This is a genomic window from Bacillus sp. FSL K6-1106 (assembly GCF_038005245.1).
Classification (GTDB): Bacteria; Bacillota; Bacilli; order Bacillales; family Bacillaceae; genus Bacillus; species Bacillus altitudinis.
The window spans coordinates 1-22,948 of the sequence record NZ_JBBOSV010000001.1; the positions used below are offsets into that span (position 1 = coordinate 1).

Genomic DNA, 22,948 nt, shown 5'->3' on the forward strand with positions numbered 1-22,948 from the left:
AGCAATCTCTGAGAAAATGCGTGGACAAATCCGCGGATTAGAAATGGCTTCTAAAAACGCACAGGACGGTATCTCACTTATCCAAACAGCTGAGGGTGCATTGACTGAAACTCACTCAATCCTTCAACGTGTTCGTGAACTAGTGGTTCAAGCTGGAAACACGGGTACACAAGACGATACAGATCTTGGTGCAATTCAAGAGGAAATCAACAACCTTATCAAAGAAATCGGTGGCGGAACGGATGGAAATGGAATTTCTGATCGTACTGAATTCAACGGTAAAAAATTGTTGAATGGCGACTTTGAAACAGATACATTAACATTCCAAATTGGTGCAAACAAAGCTCAAAAATTAGATGTGAACATCAAAGCGATGTCTGCTGATAAAATTGGAACAGATCCAGCTGACGCTACTAAAACAGTATCTGCTATTAAAGTAACTGATTTTGCAACAACTAGTTTCGATGATCAACTAGATATCGTTGACAATGCAATTAAACAAGTTTCAGATCAACGTTCTAAACTTGGTGCAGTTCAAAACCGTCTAGAGCACACAATCAACAACCTTGGTGCTTCTGGTGAAAACTTAACAGCTGCTGAGTCTCGTATCCGTGACGTTGACATGGCGAAAGAAATGAGTGAGTTCACGAAGAACAACATTCTTTCTCAAGCTTCTCAAGCAATGCTTGCACAAGCGAACCAACAGCCACAAAACGTACTTCAATTACTACGTTAATGAAAGGCCCCTTGATGGGGCTTTTTTTTATGCTCTTTTTTCTTCGTTTTTTCTCCTTAATTATGATTCTTAAATCCCTCTGATAAATTATGAAAAATGACCTTTAAATTTGGCATACTCTAGCGAAACAATCATAATGAATAAGACTTTTTCCTTATTTATTCCTTTTTTGTTAAACATATTCCATTAAAGTTCGATAAATGGATTGTAAGGCTTACAAAAAAATTCTAATTTAGAACTTTTGGACATGGATGTCTAATTGGTTCAAACACATGGAGGTCATTTAATATGAGAATTAACCACAATATCGCAGCACTTAACACACTGAACCGTTTGTCTGCAAATAATGGAGCAGGGCAAAAGAACATGGAGAAGCTTTCTTCTGGTCTTCGTATCAACCGTGCAGGAGATGACGCAGCAGGTCTTGCGATTTCTGAAAAAATGCGTGGACAAATCCGGGGGTTAGAAATGGCATCTAAAAACGCACAAGATGGTATTTCTCTTATTCAAACAGCTGAAGGTGCATTAACTGAAACACATGCGATTCTTCAACGTATGCGTGAGTTGACAGTGCAAGCGGGTAACGTAGGTACACAGCAGACTGAGGATTTAACGGCGATTCAAGATGAGATTAAAGCACTTGTTGAAGAGATTGATGGTATCTCAAGCCGCACAGCATTTAACGGAAAGAACCTTTTAAATGGAGATGTTACAGACGGATTCCAATTCCAAATTGGTGCGAACAAGGAACAACATATTATTGTTGAAATTGGTAAAATGGATGCAGAAACATTAACAGTTAAAGATATTGATGTAAGTGTTGATGGCTTCAATTTCGATACTGAAATTGAAAAAATCGATGCGGCAATCGGCGCTGTATCTAAACAACGTTCATCACTTGGTGCAGTCCAAAACCGTCTAGAGCACACAATCAACAACCTTAGCGCTTCTGCTGAAAACTTAACAGCTGCTGAGTCTCGTATTCGTGACGTTGATATGGCGAAAGAAATGAGTGAGTTCACGAAGAACAACATTCTTTCTCAAGCTTCTCAAGCAATGCTTGCACAAGCGAACCAACAGCCGCAAAACGTACTTCAGTTATTACGTTAATTAAAAGCCCCCTTTGAGGGGCTTTTTTTATGTTAGTTTGATTTTAGCAATTGATGTAATTGAAAGTCTGGAACAGCTTCATAGAAGAAAGCTCGATTTAATTCATCATTCTTTTGATCCCACCTATGCCACCAGTGGCCGACCTCACCAGTGGAGTCAGCTTGAATCATGTCTTGCAGCTGCTCTAGGTTGATGATTTTTCTCGGTTCTATTAAGAATGAATGCATACGATGATACGCCTCAAGGCATTTAGGTTGTTTTGTTTGAACGGCATATTGTACATAATAATTGAAAAATTCTTGTACAAATGTCAGATGGGAAATGGGGGTTCCTTTTAACTCGACGCCTTCCCAAGCCATATCCGCAATTGCACAAAGCCACCAGCCAAGCTCATTGGCGTGCTGCATTTGTTGTAAGGTATGCCGTTCAAAAGAAATAAGCTCATCTTCTTGTGCTTGTTTGAGCATACGCTCAAGTGTCTGTGCCTCAAGAGCGGCCTTTGTCATTCCCTGACCATGTATTGGATCTAATGTGCATAAGGCATCACCCATGACCAATAAGCCGCTTGGCCAATCTTCCATTTGTTCATAGTGGTTTCTGACACAAGCCGGAACTCTAAATCCTTTTGGTTTCGTATAGGGAATTAAATGAGTGATGGCTTCTGCTATCGAGGGATTGGTCAGCCTAGCGGTCTCTACATCAAACTGATCAGCGTCCGTTGTTGGATAATGAGAGCCGCCAGCTGCAGAGAGAAGAACCGCTGCTAAATCATGATCTACTCGTTCAAACAGTCCTGTTGGAATTTTTTTATTTGGCTGTCCAACGATGACCATTGGTTCTAGGTTCGGTGCCTCAGATGGTATTTGGTAGTATCTCGTGCTATAGCCAAGAGACACGATTAGCTCATCTGTCTGAGGCAAGGTTCGTCCTGCGCTTTTCAGCCATTTTGGCAATTTAGACATTCTTCCAGACGTATCAATGACTAAGTCCGCACTCATTTTGTTGATGATTCCAGGCTTTATCCTCCGATCTTTGACCTGTAATCCACTCACTTTAGTCGTTTCTTCTTCAAAAAGAAGAGCGATCGCTTCATGTTTTTCTAAAAATTGAACACGATCCTCACGTAACATTCTTTGCATCAGCACCCACTCTAGCATGGCACGTCGTGTGACAGCTGTTTCTTCAGTATCGGTGAGTACTAACTCGCCATCTTTTGTCATAAATCGAGATGTCTGATGCCATGTGTTGTACCCGCCCATTTCGAGTAATTCTTTTGTATAACCAGGAAATAGACGTTCCACGATTTGTTTGCCTAGTGGCAACATTCTATGTGGATGAAAAGCTTGAGGCGTGCCAAGACGATTTTCAGGAGCGTCTGGCAATTCGTCCTTTTCAATAATCAATACTTCCAGGTAAAAACTTGATAAAACCTTTGCAGCGAGCATTCCCGTTATTCCGCCTCCGATGACGATCGCCCGCTCATACTTCATGGGTTGTGTCACAACATGCGCCTCCAGTGAATATATAAAATGGTTACATGACCATTTCATCATATGTTGATTTTTTAAGTATAGCAAATTCTCGTTTTTTTGAATATAGAAAGGAATTGGCATACTTTTTACTCGTAAATATGAAAAAAACTTCAATCATGATCATTATTTTTAAAAAATAATGATCAAATTTAAGAGGAATGACCGATAAATACATTAAGGGGGTAGAGAAGATGGATATACTACAGAGTATTGTAACAGCAGCACCTTATATGATGAAGATTTTAAAAGATGAAGTGACGATGGGGGTCATTGATCGGGAAAAATTCTTGCTGTATTTGCCATCAAAAGATGTGGATTTTCAAATACGGACAGGAGATCCCATTAAACCAGATGATCAGAATATGAAAAATGCGCTTAGAGGCGAAACATCAAGTACATTTGTACCTGAATCGGTGTATGGGACGCCTTTAAATGCAATGGGATTGCCGATTTTCGATGAAAATCAACAAGTCATTGGTGCAATCGCTTTAGGTTTTCCGCTTAAAAATCAAATAGAACTTGAGGCGTATATGGAGTCATTGAACGACATCATTCAAAGTATTCAAGAAAAAGTGCATGTGGTGGCGGCTCATTCAGAAGAGCTCTCTGCGACAAGTGAGGAAATGACATTCCAAACACAGCAAACACTTGAAAGCTCGAAAAAAACTTCAGATATTACAAAAATGATCAAAGGTATCTCTAAGCAAACGAGTTTGCTAGGGTTGAATGCTTCAATTGAAGCGGCCAGGGCAGGAAAAGAGGGAGCGGGTTTTAGTGTGGTAGCGAGCGAGGTTCAAAAGCTATCAAGCGAAACCTCACGTGCAACAGAAAACATAGAAAGCTCATTGCAAGGGATTTCCTCTAATATACATACATTACTTGAGAGTATGGGCCATATGAAAGGGTCATCTTCAGAACAAGCTTTATTAGTGACGGAGTTTAGTGAAATTGTAGACAGGTTGACGACGGTTAGCAAAGAAATGAAAGAATTTATGCAAAAGGTGATGTCAACGTAAAAAACGAATCCAAAAAGGGTTCGTTTTTTTGCTGGCTCGTTATTTTCTATTTTTCTGATCAAAGCGATAATCGTATGTTTCACCTTTGACCACATTTAAAAACTCATGTCCAATTTGAACGAGCTGTGCATTTTCCCATTTGATCAGAGGATCTTTATCAGGGTACTTCCAGTAGATTGTTTTTTTGTGATGGGTGAGTTTGTTTTCAATTTCTGCTCTGACCGCATTCTCTTTTAGCTTTCCTCCGCTATGTCGATATGTGTTAATGGTATAGGTTCCATCAGGTGATGATATCGAGCGAATGAATGTGCCGTGAGACACGCCTTGAAGAGAGAAGCATTTCCAGTAAATAATTCCGGCGAAGCTAAGACATAAGATGGCAAGGATGATGGTGGTTTTCTTTTTAAACATGAATTCCTCCAGGTGTAGATCGCAATATTCTAATATATGAGAGAGATTACAAAAAGATTCATATAGTCCAAAAGTTCTATTCATTTCAATTATCGGTCATTTTTTCTCAACATTCAACAGTTAGCCCGTAAAGATAAGGAAATTTTAAGGATGCTTTTCAGATCACACTGGTTATTCGAAAACACTTTACAAAAGAATTTGCGATCAGTAGACTTATGCTCATATAGAGAAATGGGGCAGATGGAATGAATCAAATCATAGATACGTATCAAAATTATGAAGAGCTTTCCGCTCATGAAAGAAAAGGGATCGACTATCAAATTCTTCATCAGCGGAAAGGGGATCAGCTTCTCGTCCTGTCACCTCATGCGGGAGGAATTGAATCTGGCGTGAGCGAGCTGGTCCATGAAGTAGCAACCGATTATTCTATGTATTTATTCGAGGGCCTTAAAGTGAAAGGCAATCATGTTCTTCATATTACGAGCACACGTTTTGATGAGCCGATTTGTCTTTCTCAAGTGCATACACATCATTATACATTTGCACTCCACGGCTATGGAGAAACAGACGTCCTACAAACTTTAGTTGGCGGTACCGACAGGGAAAAAGCTGCTGAAACAGTGAAGTGTCTCACACAAAATGGCTTCCATGCCTTACTTTTATCTGAATCGGATCAATTTGCTGGAACACATCCTCAAAATATTAATAATCAATGCCTCACAGGAAAAAGTGTTCAAATTGAAATTAGCCAAGCTCAGAGAAGAGCTTTCTTTCAAGACTTTAGGCGGAGCCGTAGGCGTGATACACAAACCGAACAATTTTATCAATACACAAATGTACTGAAACAAGTGTTAAGCCTTTATGAATAAACTTCTGACGTCACGTGTGCAGACGCTTTTGTTTGATACGCAGCTTCATTTTCTGCGACCTTGCCGGCTCTCATTAAATAAGAAGTGAATTCTTTTTGAAATTGAATGCCGGCTCTTCGCTGTTCAAATAGAGCAAGCCGTTTTTCAGCAAAAGCCCGAGTGACATGAAATGTTTGAGCAATATGCAAAATGGCTTGCTGCCTAAGGTTTGGGAGCGTCATTTGCAGCAGCATAAAAGTCGGAACACAAAAGTGATACATGAATTGTTTTGCTTGAAACTCTTGCAGTTCTCGAAAGAGCTTGTGCATGTTAAAGTGGTTGCCTGTATGCTTCAGCACATGACAAAGCTCGTGGGCGAAATCCTGCCACTGTTCTTCTGACGATAAGGCTCTGTTTAAAATAATACTGTAAAGACCTTGATGTTTGATCATCATGCTGCCAGTATCCTCGTAGTGTACCCATACATGAAATTCAGCGGCGATCCTATGCATGTCTACATAGGCAGGACCGCTTATTTTCAGTTGAGTGTATAACCGTTTAATATCTTCTTCTAAATGGGTTAAAAAATAAGTCATGTCAAAACCTCCATACAAACGTATGTTCTATTTTTGCCGTAAAAGAAAAGTCCATATAGGACTAAATGGCTAATAAAGCTATCGCTTACTTTTTATATCGGCTTGTTTTTAACAATTTTAACATAAAATCAAAGAAAATTGGAAGTTTTTCCTGTTTTTTATTCTAATTTTTTATTTTTTACAAAGATAAAACGGCGATTGAATTCAAATTTTACCATAGTCTTATGACGAAAACAAACAAATTTGTCTTACGTTTGCCACCGATTGATGAGCAAGATCAAACATCAATTTAACAAAAAGGAGTGCAAAACATGGTACAAATTTATCAAGATTTTATTCCAGTTGGAAACGGAAATCGGCCAGGATATGCTATGACGCCGCTTTATGTAACTGTGCATAACACAGCCAATACATCTAAGGGAGCTGACGCAAAAAGTCACGCGGCATATGTCAAACGCTCAACAACAGAGGTAAGCTGGCACTTTACAGTGGATGACAAGGAAATTTTTCAGCATCTCCCTTTAAATGAAAATGGATGGCATGCTGGGGATGGGCATGGAGATGGCAACCGAAAATCGATTGGCATTGAAATTTGTGAAAATGAGGATGGAAACTTTCAACAAGCTGTCAAACATGCCCAGTGGCTTATTCAAAAGCTTTTAAAAGAACATGGCATTCCATTAGCAAATGTGGTGACGCATCAGCATTGGTCAGGAAAAACATGTCCACGTCTGCTGCTAGCTACATGGGATGAATTTAAAAGAGGAATTGAGACTGCAGGTGATCCGGAAACGGTTATCACATATGTGGTGAAAAGCGGGGATACGCTAACGAGTATTGCCAAAGCCCATGGTGTCACAGTGAGTGATTTACAGACATGGAATCAGATTAGTGACCCGAACATGATTCGAGTTGGACAAGTTCTCAAGATTTATCATGCAGAAGAAAAGCTCAGTTATGAACTGCCAGATGGGGTGTTAAAGGTGACATCACCTCTGACAAAGGGGGAGCATGTACGTCTCGTCCAAAAAGCGCTTGCTGCTGTGTATTTTTATCCTGACAAAACAGCTGTAGATAAGGGCATTGATGGCGTTTATGGGGAAAAAACAGCCAATGCCGTCGCGCGATTTCAACTGATGAATGGTCTAACAAGTGATGGAGTATACGGTCCTAAAACAAAAGTGAAGTTGCTTCAACTATTAAATCAGTGAGTCTTTCTTTTTGGCCGCTTGAATGACGGCTTCACTTTTTTCATGTAATCGGCAGACATAAGGGGATGGCTTAAATTCAGCAAACTGAACATACCTCAATTGTTTAAGTTTCTTTTTCATATTGGCACCTCAATCGTTGCAGCAGTTGGTTTTATTGTATGCAAGTAAATGTGAAAACGGAAGTAGGACGCGGATGAAGTTCCGCGTCCTTTAGTGTAATCAAGCTTTTTTATTTTTATACTCATCTAGGAGCTGTTCATTCTTTTTGAAAATACGCTCCGTATGGGGACTTACTTTGTAATCAGCCATACTAATATAGCGCTTTTTCTTTAAAATCTTAAATGGGTTTTTCTTGCGATTGTTATTATCCCCTTGAAGTGCGTGTTCCATCTTCATCACCTTCCTCTTCGTCAGGCAAGATTAGGTCATAAATCGTTGTAAGTGAAGTCATTAATAAATAGTCGAATTCAGTGACAATTTCCTCAGAGGTCAGCTTAATCACAAAGTGTGCATCCGCTACTGAAAACGGGATGAGAACCAATTTGCCGAAATCATCGTAATACACTTCCTGCCTGTCAAGCTTTGCTTGAATGAGCGCTCTCTGATCAAGTGTCCGCAGCAGGTCATCTTTTTGCTCCTGCGTATCATAAGGACAAAGAACTGCTTGAATATTCATTTTTTCTGCAAAAGAATAGATCAGTCGTTCAATTCCCTCTATATATGCTTCTATACTTCCATAATATACATGGATCGGTTCGTTTTTCAATAGGTATTGGTACGTTTTTAGTTTATTGAGGTAAGAATGAAGCAGGTCGTTATTTTGTTCTAGGAGTTGATGGGTGTCGGTTTCAAGTTCATGATTTCCGAGTTTTTTTATATAGGAGCTGAGGAAAATAAAGGCATCAGTTAATGCGAAAAAAACAGCAATAATCAGGTAGTGCATCCAATCGGTGAAGATTGAAGCAGGGTCATTTGTCCAGTACACAACAGCACCCGCTACATAAATCCAATACCACGTTTTACGAATCGCAAACATCTTTTCTTTTACTTTTTGTTCAAAGCGCCATACCGCAAATACATATACAGCAAGAGCACCTAGCAATAACCAAACAGTCAATTGAAAAAATAATAGCATGTTCTTCTCTCCCATAGACAGATGGATACTTACTTTATTTCTATGGATATGATTGGAAACCCTGCTTCATGAAAAAATGGCTTGCAGAAAAAGAGCATTTTGAGGATGCAAACAAATAAAAAAAGACCTGTCTAACAGGTCTTTTAAATTAAAGAATCGCATTTAACACAAAGTATATAAGTGCCCCTAGAGTTCCCGAAATCGGTAATGTGATCACCCAAGTGACAAGCATACGTTTTGCCGTACCCCAGTTAACTCCTTTTACTCTATGTGCAGAACCTACACCTAGAATAGAAGATGAGATCACGTGAGTGGTACTAACAGGTAAGTGAATAAATGTTGCACCGAAGATAATAGCTGCACCCGTTAAGTCTGCAGATACTCCGTTTACTGGACGAATCTTCATGATTTTACCGCCGACTGTTTTAATAATCTTCCAGCCGCCAATAGACGTACCTAGTCCCATTGCAAGCGCACAAGAGAATTGTACCCAGAAAGGAATGTCGTCTGTTATATGCAAATTACCTGCAATTAAAGCCATCGTAATAATTCCCATCGCTTTTTGCGCATCGTTTGTTCCGTGGGTATACGATTGCAGTGCAGCCGTTAAAATTTGAACACGTCGGAATTGTTTATTTGTTTTTGCGAGATTGTTGTTTCGGAATAAAATTTTGATAATGGTATACACGATATATCCCAAAACAAAAGCCAGGATAGGTGAAAGCAATAGTGCTTGAATGATTTTAATGAATCCCGAATAGTTTAAAGCGCCAAAACCAGCGGAGGCAATAACAGCTCCTGCAATTGACCCGATCAGTGCGTGTGAAGAACTACTCGGAATCCCGTAATACCAAGTAAGCAAGTTCCAAGTAATGGCTGCAATTAAAGCAGCCAAAATGACGACAGATCCGTTTTGAAGTGTAAAAGGATCTGCGATGTCTTTTGTAATGGACTTTGCCACACCTGTAAATGTCATTGCTCCTAAGAAGTTCATAAACGCTGCCATAATAATAGCATGTCTTGGCTTTAACGCCTTTGTTGAAACTGAAGTAGCAATGGCATTTGCTGTATCGTGGAATCCGTTAATGAAATCAAAAGCAAGTGCACAAATGACAATAAGTATGGTAAGGATGAGTAATGTATCCATGTTTAACTAACCCCGTTACGCATTCTTCATAATGATTGTTTCTAGATTGTTGGCAACACTTTGACAGGAATCTGCGATTTCTTCAAGTGTTTCGTAAATTTCTTTGTATTGAATGACCTTAATTGGGTCTGTTTCTTTTCCAAACAAGTTCTTTAGTGATTTGCGGTGAAGATTGTCACAATTATGCTCAATCTCTTTAATTTTGATTGCGTGCGGATGAATATCTTTCAAGCGATTATCAGCCAGTAATTCAATAGTCGTTAGAATTTCTTTCGCACATTCTCTGATGTAGTGGCTGAATTTGTCGATATGTTCGTCAGAGCTTGTAATTGAATAAATTTCTAAAGTTGCTGAAAAATGCTCAATGCCGTCTAAAACATCGTCGAGGCTATTCGTCAATTGAAGAATGTCTTCACGTTCAATCGGTGTAATAAAGGCTTTGTTCAGCTCTTTAATCATGGTATGAACATGATTATCACCTTTTGTCTCATATTCCTTCAATGTGTCAGAAAATTCTTTCAGAGTGGTTTGATTTGTTACTTTATAGCTAACAAAATACTCAGCAGTTTCATCTAAATTTTTAGCAATTTCCGTTAACAAGACGGAAAACTTGTCTTTTTTCCTTTTTAACATGTAAAAACCCTCCATTGTATAAATGAGACAATGCACACATCAAATAATTATATATTCTTTTGTCGAAAAAAAACAGGTGTAGTCGAAAATTTCTTCACTTTTTCTATTTGATCTTATTCTGACCTAAAGATGTGATCTCAACTCACCTTTTTCAGAAAGGGGAAAAGAAAGCAAAAAAGCGGACCATTTTTGGCACCGCTTAAAAGTTAAGAAGCTGAATAAACAAGCTTAAATCGCTCACAAACAAGGAGCATATCTTCCTTAAATGTTAATCCGTACGGCTTAAGGGCTTCTGTGAAAAATTCTTCATGTTCTTTGTACCAATAGTCATATGAAAGATCGCCTTCACCTTCTGCTTTTGCAAATGATTCAGGAACCTCATTCATTGGCATGATATCTACTTGCGTGATCTCTATGATGGCTTTTGGTTCCTCCTGGCTATCCAAAATGACCGCATATTGACCGGGTTTTGGAAGAGGCTCTTGTTCTTTTTCGTAAAAAAGGTATCCAGAACAAGTGGCTGTTTTTTTTCCTTGTTGTACAAGGTCAAGCAAGTGATCTGGATTTGCGCCAAATGCCCAAGCAGAAACAGAGGCGTGATCAGGAGTTTTTTCTGATTTTTCTTCCCAATAAGATTCCCAAAATAAAGTGCTTTTGTGGTTCATTCTTTTTCCCCCTTTGTTATGAGTTTATTATATCGTGAAGTTTCAAACTTGGAAAACGTATGTCTTTATTACTACGAGATGTGCATGTCATATGTTTTGAAAACATGTGTTTTGTTTGGCAGATATAGGATGATAGAATGAAAAATTTTGAAATTTTAGAATAATCTATTGTATTCTGGTCAAGAAGTCGGTAAGGTCAAAGTAAGAATATGGAAGGGGTGTTGTTCATGAAACGCATTTCTCTAACTGTTTTGTCCATATGTCTGTTTGTTTTCTCGTTTTTCCTGCCGGTCAGCCAAGTCACTGCAAACGAAACTCATGGGAATAAAGTAGCTGTTGGCAAAGATGGTATGGTGGCTACTGCACATCCGCTTGCATCGGAGATTGGTGCTGACGTATTGAAAAAAGGTGGGAACGCAGTGGATGCTGCTGTTGCCATTCAGTACGCACTTAACGTAACAGAGCCAATGATGTCTGGAATTGGCGGCGGCGGATTTATGATGGTTTATGATGGGAAGACAAAGGAAACATCCATCATCAATAGCAGAGAGCGAGCACCACAGGGCGCAACACCTGACATGTTTTTAACAGATGATGGAAAAGTGATTCCGTTTGCTGAGCGATCTACACATGGAAATGCGGTAGGTGTTCCAGGGACTGTAAAAGGTCTTGAAGCTGCATTAGATAAGTGGGGTACTCGTTCTATGAAGGAATTGATTGAGCCCTCCATTCAACTTGCAGAAGATGGTTTTGAAATTGATTCTGTCTTGGCAAATGCGATTGATGATCACCAAGGAAAATTGAAAAAAACGGCCGCAGCGCCAATTTTTCTTCCAAATGATCAGCCACTCGAAGAAGGAGATCTGCTTGTCCAGCCAGGTCTTGCAAAAACATTTAAACTCATTGCGAAAAAAGGAAGCAAAGCGTTTTATGAAGGAAAAGTAGCAAAGGCACTTGCAAATACAGTTCAAGATTTTGGCGGGACGATGACTTCAAAAGATATCAAACGTTATGAAGTCAAGACTGACAAGCCAATCTGGGGAGACTATAAAGGATATCAGCTTGCAAGCATGCCTCCACCAAGCTCAGGCGGGGTGTTTATGCTACAAATTCTCAAAATACTTGACCATTTTAACCTGTCTCAGTATGACCCCAAATCATTCGAAAAATATCAGCTGCTTGCTGAAACAATGCACCTCTCCTATGCTGACCGAGCCGCATATGCCGGCGACCCCGAATTCGTAGATGTTCCACTAAAAGGACTACTAGACGATGATTACATTTCAGAAAGAGCCTCTCTCATTCAATTAGATCAAATGAATCGCAGCCCGAAAGAAGGAGATCCTTGGGCATATGAGGATGAGAAAAATCCATCCCCAATTGTTCCTCAGCCAGAAGATAAAACCATTGGTGAGACGACCCATTTTACTGTTGCAGATCAGTGGGGAAATGTTGTGTCATTTACCACTACCATTGAACAATTATTTGGTACAGGAATTCTTGTTCCAGAGTATGGATTTTTCTTAAATAATGAACTGACTGATTTTGATGCAAGGCCAGGCGGGGCAAATGAAGTCCAGCCCAATAAACGTCCGTTATCAAGTATGACTCCGACGATCATTTTTAAAGATGGAGAGCCTGTCATGACTGTTGGGTCTCCTGGTGGAACGACGATCATTGCTTCTGTTTCACAGACGATTCTCAATTTACTTGAATATGACATGGAGCTTCAAGATGCGGTAGAAGAGCCAAGAATCTACACAAACAGCTTAACTTCGTATCGTTATGAAGTAGGTGTCCCTCTAGATGTAAGAACAAAGTTAAATGATATGGGTCACCAGTTTGGCAGTTCCCCTATTGATATAGGGAATGTGCAAGCTTTACTGATTGATCGAAAAGCAGGGACATTTACTGGAGTAGCTGATTCAACGAGAAATGGAACTGCTGTAGGTGTCAATCTAAAGGTAGCTGCAGATCAATAGCATTTCCCGGGAAAAGAAGCGCCTCATCAAGAAGGCGTTTCTTTTTAGTTTTCATTAAAATAAAAACACAGTTGACACCTGTGAATAGTTTGAATAATATATAGACTAACATCAATCATACATAGCTGATCGGACAACCGAAGGCTCTTGGCATTGACGTACAGGACTTTTTTGTACTTCAATCGCTGAGGGCCTTTTTTGCGTGTAGAACTGAAAACGGCAAGGTTGGTGTCACTATTCAATGTGAAAGGGAGCGGATAACATGAAAAAATGGATATGGATTTTTATTGCGATGACACTTTTCATCATCACAAGTGCTGCATGCTCAAATGCGAATGAAGCCTCAAATCAAAAGGGAAAGATTGAGCTGTTGAATGTGTCATACGATCCTACACGTGAATTGTATCAGGAATACAATCAAGCCTTTCAGACTTATTGGAAAGACAAAACCGGTGAAGATGTGACGATACAGCAGTCTCATGGAGGATCGGGTAAGCAGGGGAGATCGATTATTGATGGACTCGAAGCAGACGTGGCTACACTTGCTCTTGGGTACGACATTGATGCCATTGCAGATCGAGGGCTACTTTCAAAGGATTGGCAAAAAGAATTTCCGAATCAGTCCACACCTTATACGTCTACTATTGTGTTTCTTGTGAAGAAAGGAAACCCCAAAAAAATTAAAGACTGGGATGACTTGATTCAGCCAGGTGTATCTATCATCACACCTAATCCAAAAACGTCAGGTGGTGCAAGATGGAATTATTTAGCCGCATGGGCATATGCCGATAAAACCTTTCATGGGGATGAAGAAAAAACGAAGGATTTTGTGAAAAAGTTATATGAGAATGTCGAGGTGCTCGATTCAGGTGCTCGTGGCGCCACAACAACTTTTGTCGAGCGCGGTCTTGGTGACGTGTTAATTGCTTGGGAAAATGAAGCCTATTTGACACTGCATGAATTAGGCAAAGACAAATTTGAGATTGTCAGTCCCTCCATTAGTATTCTAGCAGAGCCGCCCGTTGCCGTTGTCGACCAAAATGTGAAACGAAAAGGAACAGAGAAAGTGGCAAAGGCTTATTTAGATTATTTGTATTCTAAAAAAGGACAGGAAATTGCGGCGAAAAACTATTATCGACCAAGAAATCAAGAAGTGCTAAACAAATATAAAGATCAATTTAAAGAGATTGATATGGTGACCATTGATCAGGCATTTGGCGGATGGCGAAAGGCGCAGAAAAGATTTTTTGATGATGGCGGATTATTTGATCAAATATATAGCGGACAAAAATAGGGGGCGACGTGATGAAGAAAGGCTATGCTGCCGCCAATAAAAGAAAACGTGTATTGCCTGGATTCGGGCTGAGTCTCGGAGTGACACTTGTTTATGTCAGTGCGATTGTCGTGATTCCTTTATCTATGGTATTTATTTGGACGGCTTCATTAGGAGCAGAAGGAATTTGGAATGTCTTTAGTGATGCGCGGGTGCTAAAGTCGCTGCAGCTTACGGTTACGACTTCTTTTGCAGCTGCACTCATCAATGCAGGTTTCGGTGTACTGATCGCATGGGTTCTCACGCGGTACTCGTTTCCAGGAAAGAACATCCTGGATGCCCTCATCGATTTGCCGTTCGCTCTTCCAACGGCAGTGGCTGGCATCGCTTTGACGACTCTTTATTCTCCGAATGGGTGGATTGGGCAATTTTTGCATGTGAAGGTGGCATACACCCCGCTCGGTATTATTTTGGCACTGATTTTTATTGGCGTTCCATTTGTCATAAGAACGGTTCAACCGGTCATTGAGGGGCTTGAGCAGGAAGTGGAAGAGGCCGCAGCTATACTTGGTGCTACAAGAAAACAGACCTTTTTTCATGTACTGCTGCCTGCCTTGTTTCCAGCAGTGCTGACTGGATTTTCTCTTGCATTTGCAAGAGCACTCGGTGAATATGGCTCCGTTGTGTTTATAGCGGGAAATATTCCGTTTAAAACAGAGATTACACCACTGATGATCATGTCTAAGCTTGAGCAGTATGATTATCAAGGTGCCGCAGCCATTGCCTGTTTCATGCTGCTCTTATCATTTGTCATTTTGTTATTGATTCACGGATTGCAGTGGTTTGTCGAGCGGAAAAAACAAGTGGAAGTGAGGTGAGACGATTGGAAAGGGAGCTTCTTAAAGAGCACCGCATCAAGTACAGGAGTCCTGTGACGGAATCAAAAGCGGTGAAGAGTATGTTGATTGGTGTGGTGTATGCTTTTTTGATTTTGTTTTTACTCATGCCGTTGATTGCTGTGTTTTCAAAGGCTTTTGAGAAAGGATGGAGTTCTTATCTTCTTGCCATCTCGCATCCAGACACGCTTGCGGCAATTAAATTGACTGTTTTCATTGTGATGATCACATTGCCGCTTCAAATGATTTTTGGGGTCAGTGCTGCTTGGCTCATCACAAAATTTCATTTCCCGGGAAAACGTTTGTTAACGACTGTCATTGATCTTCCGTTTGCGGTGTCACCTGTCATTGCAGGACTTGTATTTGTACTTTTATTTGGTTCAAATGGACTTTTAGGACCATGGCTTTTAGCAAATGGATGGAAAGTGATTTACTCTGTACCGGGGATGATTCTTGCGACCATCTTTGTGACATTTCCTTTTGTTGCGAGAGAGTTAATTCCGTTTATGCAAAATGAAGGAATTCATGAGGAAGAAGCATCGCTTACGCTTGGTGCCAGTGGGTGGAAGACCTTTTTCCTTGTGACACTTCCAAATATAAAATGGGCCCTTTTTTACGGCGCCATTTTAGCAGGGGCTAGGGCAATTGGTGAATTTGGTGCAGTGTCGGTTGTATCCGGTCATATCCGCGGAATGACGAATACGATGCCGCTTCATATAGAAATTCTATACAACGAGTATCAATTCCAAGCGGCTTTTGCCGTGGCCTCTCTCATGGCGTTTGTTGCGGTCATCACATTAATCATCAAGCAGATCATTCAGCAGAGAGATCATAGGCTTGGCAAGCGTTCAAAATAAATGGAGGGATCAGCCTTGGGGATTACAGTGAAACAAATATCAAAGCAATTTGGGCAGACGAAGGTTTTGCAAAACGTGGATTTGACGATCGGAAATGGGGAATTGATTTCCTTACTTGGACCGTCTGGGTCAGGTAAGACGACTTTATTAAGAATTATTGCAGGGCTTGATGATGCGAATACTGGACAGATCTTATTTGGAGAACAGGATTATACTTACATTCCAGTGCGAAAACGGCAAATTGGTTTTGTCTTTCAGCAATATGCGCTTTTTCGAAATATGACGGTATTTGATAATGTGGCTTATGGATTGAAGATGAAACCTAGAGGAGAAAGGCTGCCTAAAAAAGACATCAAAGAGCGGGTGCATGAGCTGCTGAAAGTCGTTCAATTAACGCAGTATGAACATCGTTATCCAGAGCAGCTGTCAGGTGGACAAAAGCAGCGTGTAGCACTCGCGCGTGCACTTGCTGTCAAACCGAAAGCTCTTCTCTTAGATGAACCTTTTGGTGCACTAGATTCAAAGGTGAGAAAAGACTTAAGACATTGGCTGAAAAAAGTTCATCAAGAATTTCAAATGACGACCATCTTTGTAACGCATGATCAAGAAGAAGCGTTTGATATCGCTGATCGTGTTGTGGTGATGAATGAGGGCAGAATCGAAAAAATCGGCACAAAAAAAGAAATGACAGAGCAGACAGACAACCTTTTTGTAGCTGAATTTTTAGATATAGGAAGCCATATTTAACAAGAAGTTGATGTGATGTAATGAAAGAGATGCGGCAAAAAGCTGCATCTTTTTTTATAAAAATTTTCCTAGGAACATTGACTTATAATTTCGAATATTATAATATCTTTACAAAGGTAACAGTATTGAACATTTTATAAAACGTCTGTTTGTAAGCGCTTTACAAAAGGTTCTATTTTAAAATGTTCATTCTTTTTGTTACATGTGTTCATATTTATACCAAATGAAAGGGGTGGTTGTTTGAACAGCTTGTTTGAGTTAGATCAACAGCTGATTGAGCTGCAGTACGAAGCATCTTCAAGTGAGGAGGTGACTGCCTATTTAGCAGAAAGGTTAGAAACTGGAGGGTATATTAAATCGAGCTTTTTACCAGCAGTGCTTGAAAGAGAAAAAACATATCCGACCGGTCTTCCTCTTGCGACCTTTGGGGTAGCCATTCCCCATACAGATCCTGAACATGTAAACAAACCGGCGATCAGTGTAGCGACATTAAAAGAACCTGTTATTTTTCATAAGATGGGAAGCCCTCATGAGACAGTTCAAGCCAAAATTGTGTTCGTTCTGGCAATCTCTGAACCTAGTAAGCAGCTCGTGATGTTAGAGAAACTGATGACGCTTTTCAGAAAAGAAGAAGTAATGACAAGTTTATCTCACATGACATCGTATGAAGAAGCCGTTGATGTACTTCAAAAAGAATTAAACCAATAGTTATTCAAGACATAATGTAAGCGCTTTATTTAAAATCAGGAGGTGGATGTATGATCAAGCAAGCCGTCGATTTCATCTTAGACTTAGGGCCAACAATTATGCTCCCAATTATTATGACGTTATTCGGTATGATTTTAAGGCAAGGATTTAAAAAATCCTTCCGTGCAGGTATTACCATCGGAATTGGATTTGTCGGGGTCAATCTGGTCATTAATTTACTTGTAAGCGGTCTTGGACCAGCAGCCAAAGCCATGGTCAATTCCCTTGGATTAAAGCTTGATATTTTAGATGTCGGTTGGCCGATTGGAGCCGCCATTTCATTTGGTACACCTGTAGCCCCTTTGATGATTCCTCTTGTGCTCTTGTTAAATGTCATTTTGCTGTCTGTTAACTTTACGAAAACATTGAATGTGGATATTTGGAATTTCTGGCATTTGATTTTCGCTGCTTCTGTTACTTACTACGCTTATCATAATATGTTCTTAGCTCTTGCCGTTGGTTTAATCGTTTCTGCGATTACACTAAAACTTGCCGATTGGACGGCACCGACGATTGAACACCATTTCGGATTAAAAGGCGTATCGATGGCTCATGCTGAAACGGTCAACTTCGCTCCGCTCATGTATGCGTCAAACCGCGTGATTGATAAAATCCCTGGTCTAAACAAAATTCATGCGGATCCAGAAACTTTGAAAAAACGTTTTGGCATCTTTGGTGAACCGCTTGTGATGGGTCTTATACTTGGTATCATTATTGGTCTTCTTGGGGGCTATGATGCAAAAGGTGTCATGACCCTTGGAATTCAAATGGCTGCAGTGCTTGTGTTAATGCCAAGAATGGTTGCTTTATTAATGGAAGGACTTATTCCAATCTCTGAGGGTGCTCGTTCTTATATTCAAAAGCGTTTCCCTGGAAAAAATGTCTATATTGGTTTGGATACAGCGATTGTCATTGGTCATCCAGCGAATATGGCTGTCGCCCTTTTGATGGTGCCAATCACCATTTTGCTCGCTGTCGTTCTTCCTTACAATGGTATGTTGCCGTTTGCAGACTTATCGGTTCTGCCATTTACAGTAGTATGGGCAGTAGCAGCCGCTCGTGGGAATATTATTCGCGGCCTCATTAACAGTATTTTTACCTTAATGATTGTCTTCTTCATTGCAACGAACCTTGCACCACTCGCCACAACAATGGGGAAAGCAGTTGGTTTCGACTTCCCAGAAGGGGCAAATATGATCTCTGGTATCGATCTTGGTTCACACGTCATTCCTTGGATCATGGTGAGACTTCTTGATCCGAGCAATCCTTACTTCATTGCAGCGATTGTCTGTGCACTGGCATATGCGCTTCTTTGGTACTGGGTGCGAAATGATATTAAAAAGCAGTATGCAAAAGAAATGGGCTTAGATCAGAAAGATCAATAAACGACCTGGAGGGATTCTCATGGCAAAAAAAATATTAGTATCTTGCGGAACGGCAGTTGCGACGTCAACGGTTGTGGCAAAAAAGGTAGAAGAGACATTAAAGGAAAAAGGATACGATGTCATCGTTGAACAATGTAAGGCATCTGAGGTTCCGCAGAAAGCGGAGGGTGCTGATTTAATTGTGACGACAACGCCTGTTAGTGATACAAAAGGAACGCCTGTGATTCAAACGTTATCTTTTTTAACGGGATTTGGCATTGAAGATGATATTGAAAAAATTATCGATCATATTAAGTGAACGATGATTGCGTGGAGGAGCTGCGAAAGCTCCTTCCATGTCATTTGAAAGGGGGAGCTCTCATGCAGCAGCATGCTTATAGCCGAACGTCTGCCATGTTTTCTATTTTCCTTCCGGCCTTGTTAATATGTGTGTTTTTTCTCTGGTCTCTTTATACGTTGATGTCGGCAGGACCTGAGCCATTAGCTGTGTTAGGTGTTTATACGCTGCCTATCCTTATGCTTTCTAGCATCACTGGTCTGAATCAGCCAACGAATATCATGATTAGTGAAGATGAGCTGAAAATAGGTGCTTTTGGCAGGTGGCACACATATGCCGTGTCCGATATTAAAGGAAAATTGTTTTTAAAACCATATCCTCATATCGGGAAAGTATATGTCAGAGTGGGACCTGCGCGAATATTTGGCGGACGCTACTGGATTTCAAGTGAGATGAGTGAGTACAAGCAGCTCGTTCAATCCTTGCAGAGTCTTGCGACATGTGATGAAAAGGAGGATGCGGCTAAATGAAATCAGCTGTCTTTTATTCTTCAGAGGACATTCGTTACGAGGAGCGGAAGCGGCCAGCCATTGGTGACGACGAAGTATTATTAAAAATGCGTGCCTGCGGGTTATGCGGGACGGATATTTATAAAGCGACACATGAGACGGTACCTCCTGGCACAGTGCTAGGGCATGAAATCGCTGGTGACATTATCGAAACAGGCCGTCACGTTACACATGTTCAAACGGGAGACAGGGTGTATGTAGCGCATCATGTTCCTTGTTTTACATGTGACTTTTGTCAAAGAGGATTTTATACAATGTGCCCGCAATTTGCAGCCACAAATGTAGAGCCGGGCGGTTTTTCGGAATATATTCGTGTTCCTGCTTTACATGTTAAGCATACAATGGGCAAGCTCCCACATGACGTCTCATATGAACAAGGAGCGATGGTCGAACCGGTTGCCTGCTGTCTTCACGGCTTTGAAAGGGCGCCCGTTCATCCTGGAGATTCGGTCTTGATTCTTGGAGCGGGGCAAATTGGCTGCATTCAATTACAGCTTGCCAAATATTATTTGGCTGGAAAAGTGATGATCACAGACGTAAATGAGAACAGGCTCCTTCAAGCAAGAAATCTTGGGGCGGACGTCGCTTTTCATCCAGCAACTGAGCCAGTAGAAAACCGCGTCATGAAAGAAACAGATGGAAAGGGAGCGGACCTTGTCATTATTTCTGTGGGTAGTAGTGCGCTTTTAAAAGAAGCATTTCAAGCTGTCGCAAGAGGCGGAACGATTTTGGTCTTTGCTCACTTTCCGAAAGGGGATGTCTCCATTCCAGCAGAACGTTTTTTCCATGATGAAGTGAAAGTAGTCGGAGCTTATTCCTCGCATCCATACCATTATCGTGAAGCGCTAGAGCTCTTAAAAGCGAAAGTCGTTCATACAGAAAAAATGGTGACGCATCGATATCCATTAAGTCAGCTTCGTCAGGCGATAGAATGCGCTAGGCATCCAGAAGGTGAAAGCGTCAAAATCATGATGTATCCAGATGAATGAGAATGTACGAGATGGAGAGAAAGAGAAGGTCTTTGGAAAAGGGCTTTGCCTTTCTCTTTTTTTCTGAAAAAAATGAAAACGCTTAAAAAATAAACGGAAATGCTTGACTTCAATGAGAGTTAAACGTATGATAATTACAAATGTAACACATAAGAACAAATGTAAAGGGGAGAGAAGAAATGCAAAAACAAATCACTTTGCCTGAACAGATTAGTCATGAGAAATTAGCAGATTTATATAAACAAATGTGGTTAGTAAGATATTTTGATGAAAAGGTCGATCAATTCTTTGCTAAAGGATTAATCCATGGAACGACCCATTTATGTGTTGGACAGGAAGCATCGGCTGTTGGATCTATTGCTGTGTTAAAGGATGAAGATAAGATTGTCAGTACACACCGCGGACATGGTCACTGTATTGCAAAAGGTGCAGAGGTCAATAAAATGATGGCTGAACTGTTCGGACGTGAAACGGGTTACTGCAAAGGAAAAGGCGGCTCCATGCATATTGCCGACTTAGAAAAAGGAAACCTTGGGGCAAATGGAATTGTTGGCGGCGGTATTCCGCTTGCAACAGGTGCGGCGCTCACGTCCAAGATGAAAAAGGAAGGCTTTGTGGTCCTTTGTTTCTTCGGAGACGGCGCCACAAATGAAGGCAGCTTCCATGAAGCGCTGAATCTTGCTTCCATTTGGGATTTACCTGTTGTGTTTATTTGTGAAAACAACCAATACGGCATGTCTGGTCCTGTGAAAGAAATGATCAACATTGAAGACATTTCAACAAGAGCAGAAAGCTATGGAATCCCAGGAAAATCGATTGATGGAAATGACATGGTTGAGATTATGAACACAGTAGATGAAGCGGTCAGCCGTGCAAGAGCTGGAGAAGGTCCATCACTCATTGAAATGAAAACGTATCGCTGGAAGGGTCACTCAAAGAGTGATGCGAAAAAATACCGTACACGTGAAGAAGAGACAGAATGGAGACAAAAAGACGGAATTAAACGCTTTAAGTCACTCTTAATGGAGCTAGATGTTCTGACAGAAGAGCAGGCTGCTCGTTTACAAGAAGAAGCGAAGCAAGAGATCGAGGCATCTGTTGAATTTGCGAAAAATAGTAAAGAACCATCAATTGACACACTATTAGAGGATGTATACGCCTAATTAGGAGGGGAATCACGTGACAAACACGACAGTGAGAGAGATTTCATATTTAGAAGCCGTTCGAGAAGCAATGAGTCAGGAAATGAGAAAAAATCAAGATGTCTTCATTTTAGGTGAAGATATCGGCGTATACGGTGGCGCATTTGGTGTCACGCGCGGGATGATCGAGGAATTCGGTCCAGAACGCGTCCGCAATACGCCGATTTCAGAGGCTGCCATCGCAGGAGGCGCAGTCGGAGCGGCTTTGACAGGGATGCGTCCGATTTTAGAACTACAATTCTCTGACTTTATTACAATTGCAATGGATCAGCTTGTAAACCAAGCAGCGAAAACACGTTACATGTTTGGCGGAAAAGGGAAGGTGCCGCTTGTTGTCAGAACACCAGCAGGTTCCGGGACAGGTGCCGCAGCGCAGCACTCCCAAAGCTTAGAAGCGTGGATGGCTCATATTCCTGGACTAAAGGTGGTTCAGCCTTCAACAGCTTATGATGCAAAAGGACTTTTAAAAGCAGCAATGGATGATGACAACCCTGTCATTTTCTATGAACACAAGCTTTTATATAAAACAATCGGTGAAGTACCAGAAGAGCAGTATTCGATTCCTTTAGGGAAAGCGGATGTGAAGAGAAGCGGAAAGGACGTCACAATTGTCGCAACAGCCATTATGGTGCACAAAGCGCTCGAAGCAGCGAAGGAACTAGAAGCGGAAGGAATCGATGTCGAGATCATTGATCCGAGAACGCTCGTCCCATTAGATGAAGAAACCATTATTGAATCTGTGAAAAAAACAGGCAAATGTATCGTTGTGCATGAGGCAGTGAAACGAGGCGGCTACGGCGGAGAGATTGCCAGTATGATAGCGGAAAGTGAAGCCTTCGACTATTTAGATGCACCTATTAAACGACTTGGCGGTCTTGCCGTCCCAATACCGTACAACCCAACGCTGGAAAAAGCAGTCATTCCACAAGTGCCAGATATTATTGAAGCAGCAAAAGAGCTCGTGCGCTCTTAAGTAAAGGGGAG

General features: G+C 40.9%; 26 protein-coding genes. 17 read left to right on the plus strand and 9 right to left on the minus strand.

The features are described 5' to 3' along the window. Together hag (MHI20_RS00005) and hag (MHI20_RS00010) are read left to right on the plus strand one after the other, a co-directional pair. On the plus strand, positions 1-736 hold a 736-nt coding region (gene hag, locus MHI20_RS00005), incomplete at its 5' end, for a flagellin Hag (RefSeq protein ID WP_340936164.1). A 288-nt stretch (positions 737-1,024) separates the two neighbouring features. Continuing rightward, entirely contained in the window at positions 1,025-1,846 is an 822-nt protein-coding gene (gene hag, locus MHI20_RS00010; RefSeq protein ID WP_024719584.1) for a flagellin Hag, read from the plus strand. Positions 1,847-1,878: 32 nt separating this feature from the next. Here the strand turns inward: hag (MHI20_RS00010) and MHI20_RS00015 are convergent, their stop codons facing one another. Continuing rightward, positions 1,879-3,348, minus strand: a complete 1,470-nt coding sequence (locus MHI20_RS00015; protein WP_340936167.1) for an NAD(P)/FAD-dependent oxidoreductase — start codon at positions 3,346-3,348, stop codon at positions 1,879-1,881. A 221-nt stretch (positions 3,349-3,569) separates the two neighbouring features. Here MHI20_RS00015 and MHI20_RS00020 point away from each other — a divergent pair, with 221 nt between their 5' ends. Then, positions 3,570-4,394 carry a methyl-accepting chemotaxis protein gene (locus MHI20_RS00020; protein ID WP_019743472.1) on the plus strand — a complete coding sequence of 275 codons (825 nt, stop codon included), beginning with the start codon at positions 3,570-3,572 and terminating at the stop codon, positions 4,392-4,394. Between the two features lie 39 nt (positions 4,395-4,433). Here MHI20_RS00020 and MHI20_RS00025 read toward each other — a convergent pair whose 3' ends face one another. Next, the gene (locus MHI20_RS00025; RefSeq protein WP_017359605.1) at positions 4,434-4,805 is read right to left on the minus strand and encodes a DUF5412 domain-containing protein; all 372 of its coding nucleotides are present in this window, start codon (positions 4,803-4,805) and stop codon (positions 4,434-4,436) included. 245 nt (positions 4,806-5,050) lie between these two features. Between MHI20_RS00025 and MHI20_RS00030 the strand changes: the two genes are divergently transcribed. Beyond that, positions 5,051-5,674 carry a poly-gamma-glutamate hydrolase family protein gene (locus MHI20_RS00030; protein WP_047945590.1) on the plus strand — a complete coding sequence of 208 codons (624 nt, stop codon included), beginning with the start codon at positions 5,051-5,053 and terminating at the stop codon, positions 5,672-5,674. On the opposite strand, the gene MHI20_RS00035 is transcribed toward MHI20_RS00030, so the two are convergent. Beyond that, positions 5,665-6,249, minus strand: coding sequence for an ImmA/IrrE family metallo-endopeptidase (locus MHI20_RS00035; RefSeq protein WP_281215411.1), 585 nt, complete (start codon positions 6,247-6,249; stop codon positions 5,665-5,667). The two genes, MHI20_RS00030 and MHI20_RS00035, sit on opposite strands and share 10 nt — an antisense overlap. A gap of 311 nt (positions 6,250-6,560) precedes the next feature. Here MHI20_RS00035 and MHI20_RS00040 point away from each other — a divergent pair, with 311 nt between their 5' ends. Next, positions 6,561-7,460, plus strand: coding sequence for an N-acetylmuramoyl-L-alanine amidase (locus tag MHI20_RS00040; protein WP_017359601.1), 900 nt, complete (start codon positions 6,561-6,563; stop codon positions 7,458-7,460). Here MHI20_RS00040 and MHI20_RS00045 read toward each other — a convergent pair. The 6 genes from MHI20_RS00045 to MHI20_RS00070 all read right to left on the minus strand — a co-directional run bounded on the left by MHI20_RS00045 (position 7,449) and on the right by MHI20_RS00070 (position 11,040). Further along, positions 7,449-7,580 (minus strand): hypothetical protein, encoded by a 132-nt coding sequence (locus MHI20_RS00045; protein ID WP_255290884.1) that lies wholly within the window; start codon positions 7,578-7,580, stop codon positions 7,449-7,451. The genes MHI20_RS00040 and MHI20_RS00045 overlap by 12 nt on opposite strands. Before the next feature lie 99 nt (positions 7,581-7,679). Continuing rightward, positions 7,680-7,856, minus strand: a complete 177-nt coding sequence (locus MHI20_RS00050; RefSeq protein WP_281215410.1) for a type II toxin-antitoxin system SpoIISB family antitoxin — start codon at positions 7,854-7,856, stop codon at positions 7,680-7,682. Further along, positions 7,825-8,595 carry a type II toxin-antitoxin system SpoIISA family toxin gene (locus MHI20_RS00055; RefSeq protein WP_017359599.1) on the minus strand — a complete coding sequence of 257 codons (771 nt, stop codon included), beginning with the start codon at positions 8,593-8,595 and terminating at the stop codon, positions 7,825-7,827. Before MHI20_RS00055 ends, MHI20_RS00050 begins: the two co-directional genes overlap by 32 nt. 148 nt (positions 8,596-8,743) lie before the next feature. Continuing rightward, on the minus strand, positions 8,744-9,742 hold the full coding sequence (locus tag MHI20_RS00060; protein WP_340936185.1) for an inorganic phosphate transporter: 999 nt from the start codon (positions 9,740-9,742) through the stop codon (positions 8,744-8,746). A gap of 15 nt (positions 9,743-9,757) precedes the next feature. Then, positions 9,758-10,375, minus strand: coding sequence for a DUF47 domain-containing protein (locus MHI20_RS00065; protein ID WP_017359157.1), 618 nt, complete (start codon positions 10,373-10,375; stop codon positions 9,758-9,760). Positions 10,376-10,581: 206 nt separating this feature from the next. Continuing rightward, the gene (locus MHI20_RS00070) at positions 10,582-11,040 is read right to left on the minus strand and encodes an ASCH domain-containing protein (protein ID WP_073414248.1); all 459 of its coding nucleotides are present in this window, start codon (positions 11,038-11,040) and stop codon (positions 10,582-10,584) included. A 227-nt stretch (positions 11,041-11,267) separates the two neighbouring features. Between MHI20_RS00070 and ggt the strand changes: the two genes are divergently transcribed. From ggt to MHI20_RS00130, 12 genes are all read left to right on the plus strand, one after another. Beyond that, the gene (gene ggt, locus MHI20_RS00075) at positions 11,268-13,022 is read left to right on the plus strand and encodes a gamma-glutamyltransferase (protein WP_035700423.1); all 1,755 of its coding nucleotides are present in this window, start codon (positions 11,268-11,270) and stop codon (positions 13,020-13,022) included. 262 nt (positions 13,023-13,284) lie between these two features. Then, a complete protein-coding gene (locus tag MHI20_RS00080; RefSeq protein WP_340936189.1) occupies positions 13,285-14,316 on the plus strand; it encodes a sulfate ABC transporter substrate-binding protein in 1,032 nt (343 codons plus the stop codon). A gap of 11 nt (positions 14,317-14,327) precedes the next feature. After that, positions 14,328-15,173, plus strand: a complete 846-nt coding sequence (gene cysT / locus MHI20_RS00085) for a sulfate ABC transporter permease subunit CysT (protein ID WP_024719596.1) — start codon at positions 14,328-14,330, stop codon at positions 15,171-15,173. Positions 15,174-15,178: 5 nt separating this feature from the next. Further along, positions 15,179-16,048 carry a sulfate ABC transporter permease subunit CysW gene (cysW, locus tag MHI20_RS00090; RefSeq protein WP_041507422.1) on the plus strand — a complete coding sequence of 290 codons (870 nt, stop codon included), beginning with the start codon at positions 15,179-15,181 and terminating at the stop codon, positions 16,046-16,048. Between the two features lie 15 nt (positions 16,049-16,063). Next, positions 16,064-16,795, plus strand: coding sequence for a sulfate/molybdate ABC transporter ATP-binding protein (locus MHI20_RS00095; RefSeq protein WP_024719598.1), 732 nt, complete (start codon positions 16,064-16,066; stop codon positions 16,793-16,795). Positions 16,796-17,035: 240 nt separating this feature from the next. Next, positions 17,036-17,503, plus strand: a complete 468-nt coding sequence (locus MHI20_RS00100; protein WP_008346265.1) for a PTS sugar transporter subunit IIA — start codon at positions 17,036-17,038, stop codon at positions 17,501-17,503. A gap of 50 nt (positions 17,504-17,553) precedes the next feature. After that, positions 17,554-18,927, plus strand: a complete 1,374-nt coding sequence (locus MHI20_RS00105; protein WP_007498866.1) for a PTS galactitol transporter subunit IIC — start codon at positions 17,554-17,556, stop codon at positions 18,925-18,927. Between the two features lie 19 nt (positions 18,928-18,946). Beyond that, positions 18,947-19,225, plus strand: a complete 279-nt coding sequence (locus MHI20_RS00110) for a PTS sugar transporter subunit IIB (RefSeq protein ID WP_017367077.1) — start codon at positions 18,947-18,949, stop codon at positions 19,223-19,225. 62 nt (positions 19,226-19,287) lie between these two features. Continuing rightward, complete coding sequence (locus tag MHI20_RS00115) at positions 19,288-19,734, plus strand: hypothetical protein (protein ID WP_008346260.1); 447 nt, start codon at positions 19,288-19,290, stop codon at positions 19,732-19,734. Next, entirely contained in the window at positions 19,731-20,762 is a 1,032-nt protein-coding gene (locus MHI20_RS00120; protein WP_163116631.1) for an alcohol dehydrogenase catalytic domain-containing protein, read from the plus strand. The genes MHI20_RS00115 and MHI20_RS00120 overlap by 4 nt, the downstream gene beginning before the upstream one ends. Before the next feature lie 179 nt (positions 20,763-20,941). Then, on the plus strand, positions 20,942-21,925 hold the full coding sequence (pdhA, locus tag MHI20_RS00125) for a pyruvate dehydrogenase (acetyl-transferring) E1 component subunit alpha (RefSeq protein ID WP_048001645.1): 984 nt from the start codon (positions 20,942-20,944) through the stop codon (positions 21,923-21,925). Positions 21,926-21,956: 31 nt separating this feature from the next. Next, a complete protein-coding gene (locus MHI20_RS00130; RefSeq protein WP_026050078.1) occupies positions 21,957-22,937 on the plus strand; it encodes an alpha-ketoacid dehydrogenase subunit beta in 981 nt (326 codons plus the stop codon). The last annotated feature ends 11 nt before the right edge of the window (positions 22,938-22,948 follow it).

Bases quoted from the DNA above. Each gene is read 5' to 3' on its own strand.
- hag (WP_024719584.1), top strand. From the start codon at position 1,025: ATGAGAATTAACCACAATATCGCAGCACTTAACACACTGAACCGTTTG.
- MHI20_RS00020 (WP_019743472.1), top strand. From the start codon at position 3,570: ATGGATATACTACAGAGTATTGTAACAGCAGCACCTTATATGATGAAG.
- MHI20_RS00025 (WP_017359605.1), bottom strand. From the start codon at position 4,805: ATGTTTAAAAAGAAAACCACCATCATCCTTGCCATCTTATGTCTTAGC.
- MHI20_RS00030 (WP_047945590.1), top strand. From the start codon at position 5,051: ATGAATCAAATCATAGATACGTATCAAAATTATGAAGAGCTTTCCGCT.
- MHI20_RS00035 (WP_281215411.1), bottom strand. From the start codon at position 6,249: ATGACTTATTTTTTAACCCATTTAGAAGAAGATATTAAACGGTTATAC.
- MHI20_RS00040 (WP_017359601.1), top strand. From the start codon at position 6,561: ATGGTACAAATTTATCAAGATTTTATTCCAGTTGGAAACGGAAATCGG.
- MHI20_RS00045 (WP_255290884.1), bottom strand. From the start codon at position 7,580: ATGAAAAAGAAACTTAAACAATTGAGGTATGTTCAGTTTGCTGAATTT.
- MHI20_RS00050 (WP_281215410.1), bottom strand. From the start codon at position 7,856: ATGAAGATGGAACACGCACTTCAAGGGGATAATAACAATCGCAAGAAA.
- MHI20_RS00055 (WP_017359599.1), bottom strand. From the start codon at position 8,595: ATGCTATTATTTTTTCAATTGACTGTTTGGTTATTGCTAGGTGCTCTT.
- MHI20_RS00060 (WP_340936185.1), bottom strand. From the start codon at position 9,742: ATGGATACATTACTCATCCTTACCATACTTATTGTCATTTGTGCACTT.
- MHI20_RS00065 (WP_017359157.1), bottom strand. From the start codon at position 10,375: ATGTTAAAAAGGAAAAAAGACAAGTTTTCCGTCTTGTTAACGGAAATT.
- MHI20_RS00070 (WP_073414248.1), bottom strand. From the start codon at position 11,040: ATGAACCACAAAAGCACTTTATTTTGGGAATCTTATTGGGAAGAAAAA.
- ggt (WP_035700423.1), top strand. From the start codon at position 11,268: ATGAAACGCATTTCTCTAACTGTTTTGTCCATATGTCTGTTTGTTTTC.
- MHI20_RS00080 (WP_340936189.1), top strand. From the start codon at position 13,285: ATGAAAAAATGGATATGGATTTTTATTGCGATGACACTTTTCATCATC.
- cysT (WP_024719596.1), top strand. From the start codon at position 14,328: ATGAAGAAAGGCTATGCTGCCGCCAATAAAAGAAAACGTGTATTGCCT.
- MHI20_RS00105 (WP_007498866.1), top strand. From the start codon at position 17,554: ATGATCAAGCAAGCCGTCGATTTCATCTTAGACTTAGGGCCAACAATT.
- MHI20_RS00110 (WP_017367077.1), top strand. From the start codon at position 18,947: ATGGCAAAAAAAATATTAGTATCTTGCGGAACGGCAGTTGCGACGTCA.
- MHI20_RS00115 (WP_008346260.1), top strand. From the start codon at position 19,288: ATGCAGCAGCATGCTTATAGCCGAACGTCTGCCATGTTTTCTATTTTC.
- MHI20_RS00120 (WP_163116631.1), top strand. From the start codon at position 19,731: ATGAAATCAGCTGTCTTTTATTCTTCAGAGGACATTCGTTACGAGGAG.
- pdhA (WP_048001645.1), top strand. From the start codon at position 20,942: ATGCAAAAACAAATCACTTTGCCTGAACAGATTAGTCATGAGAAATTA.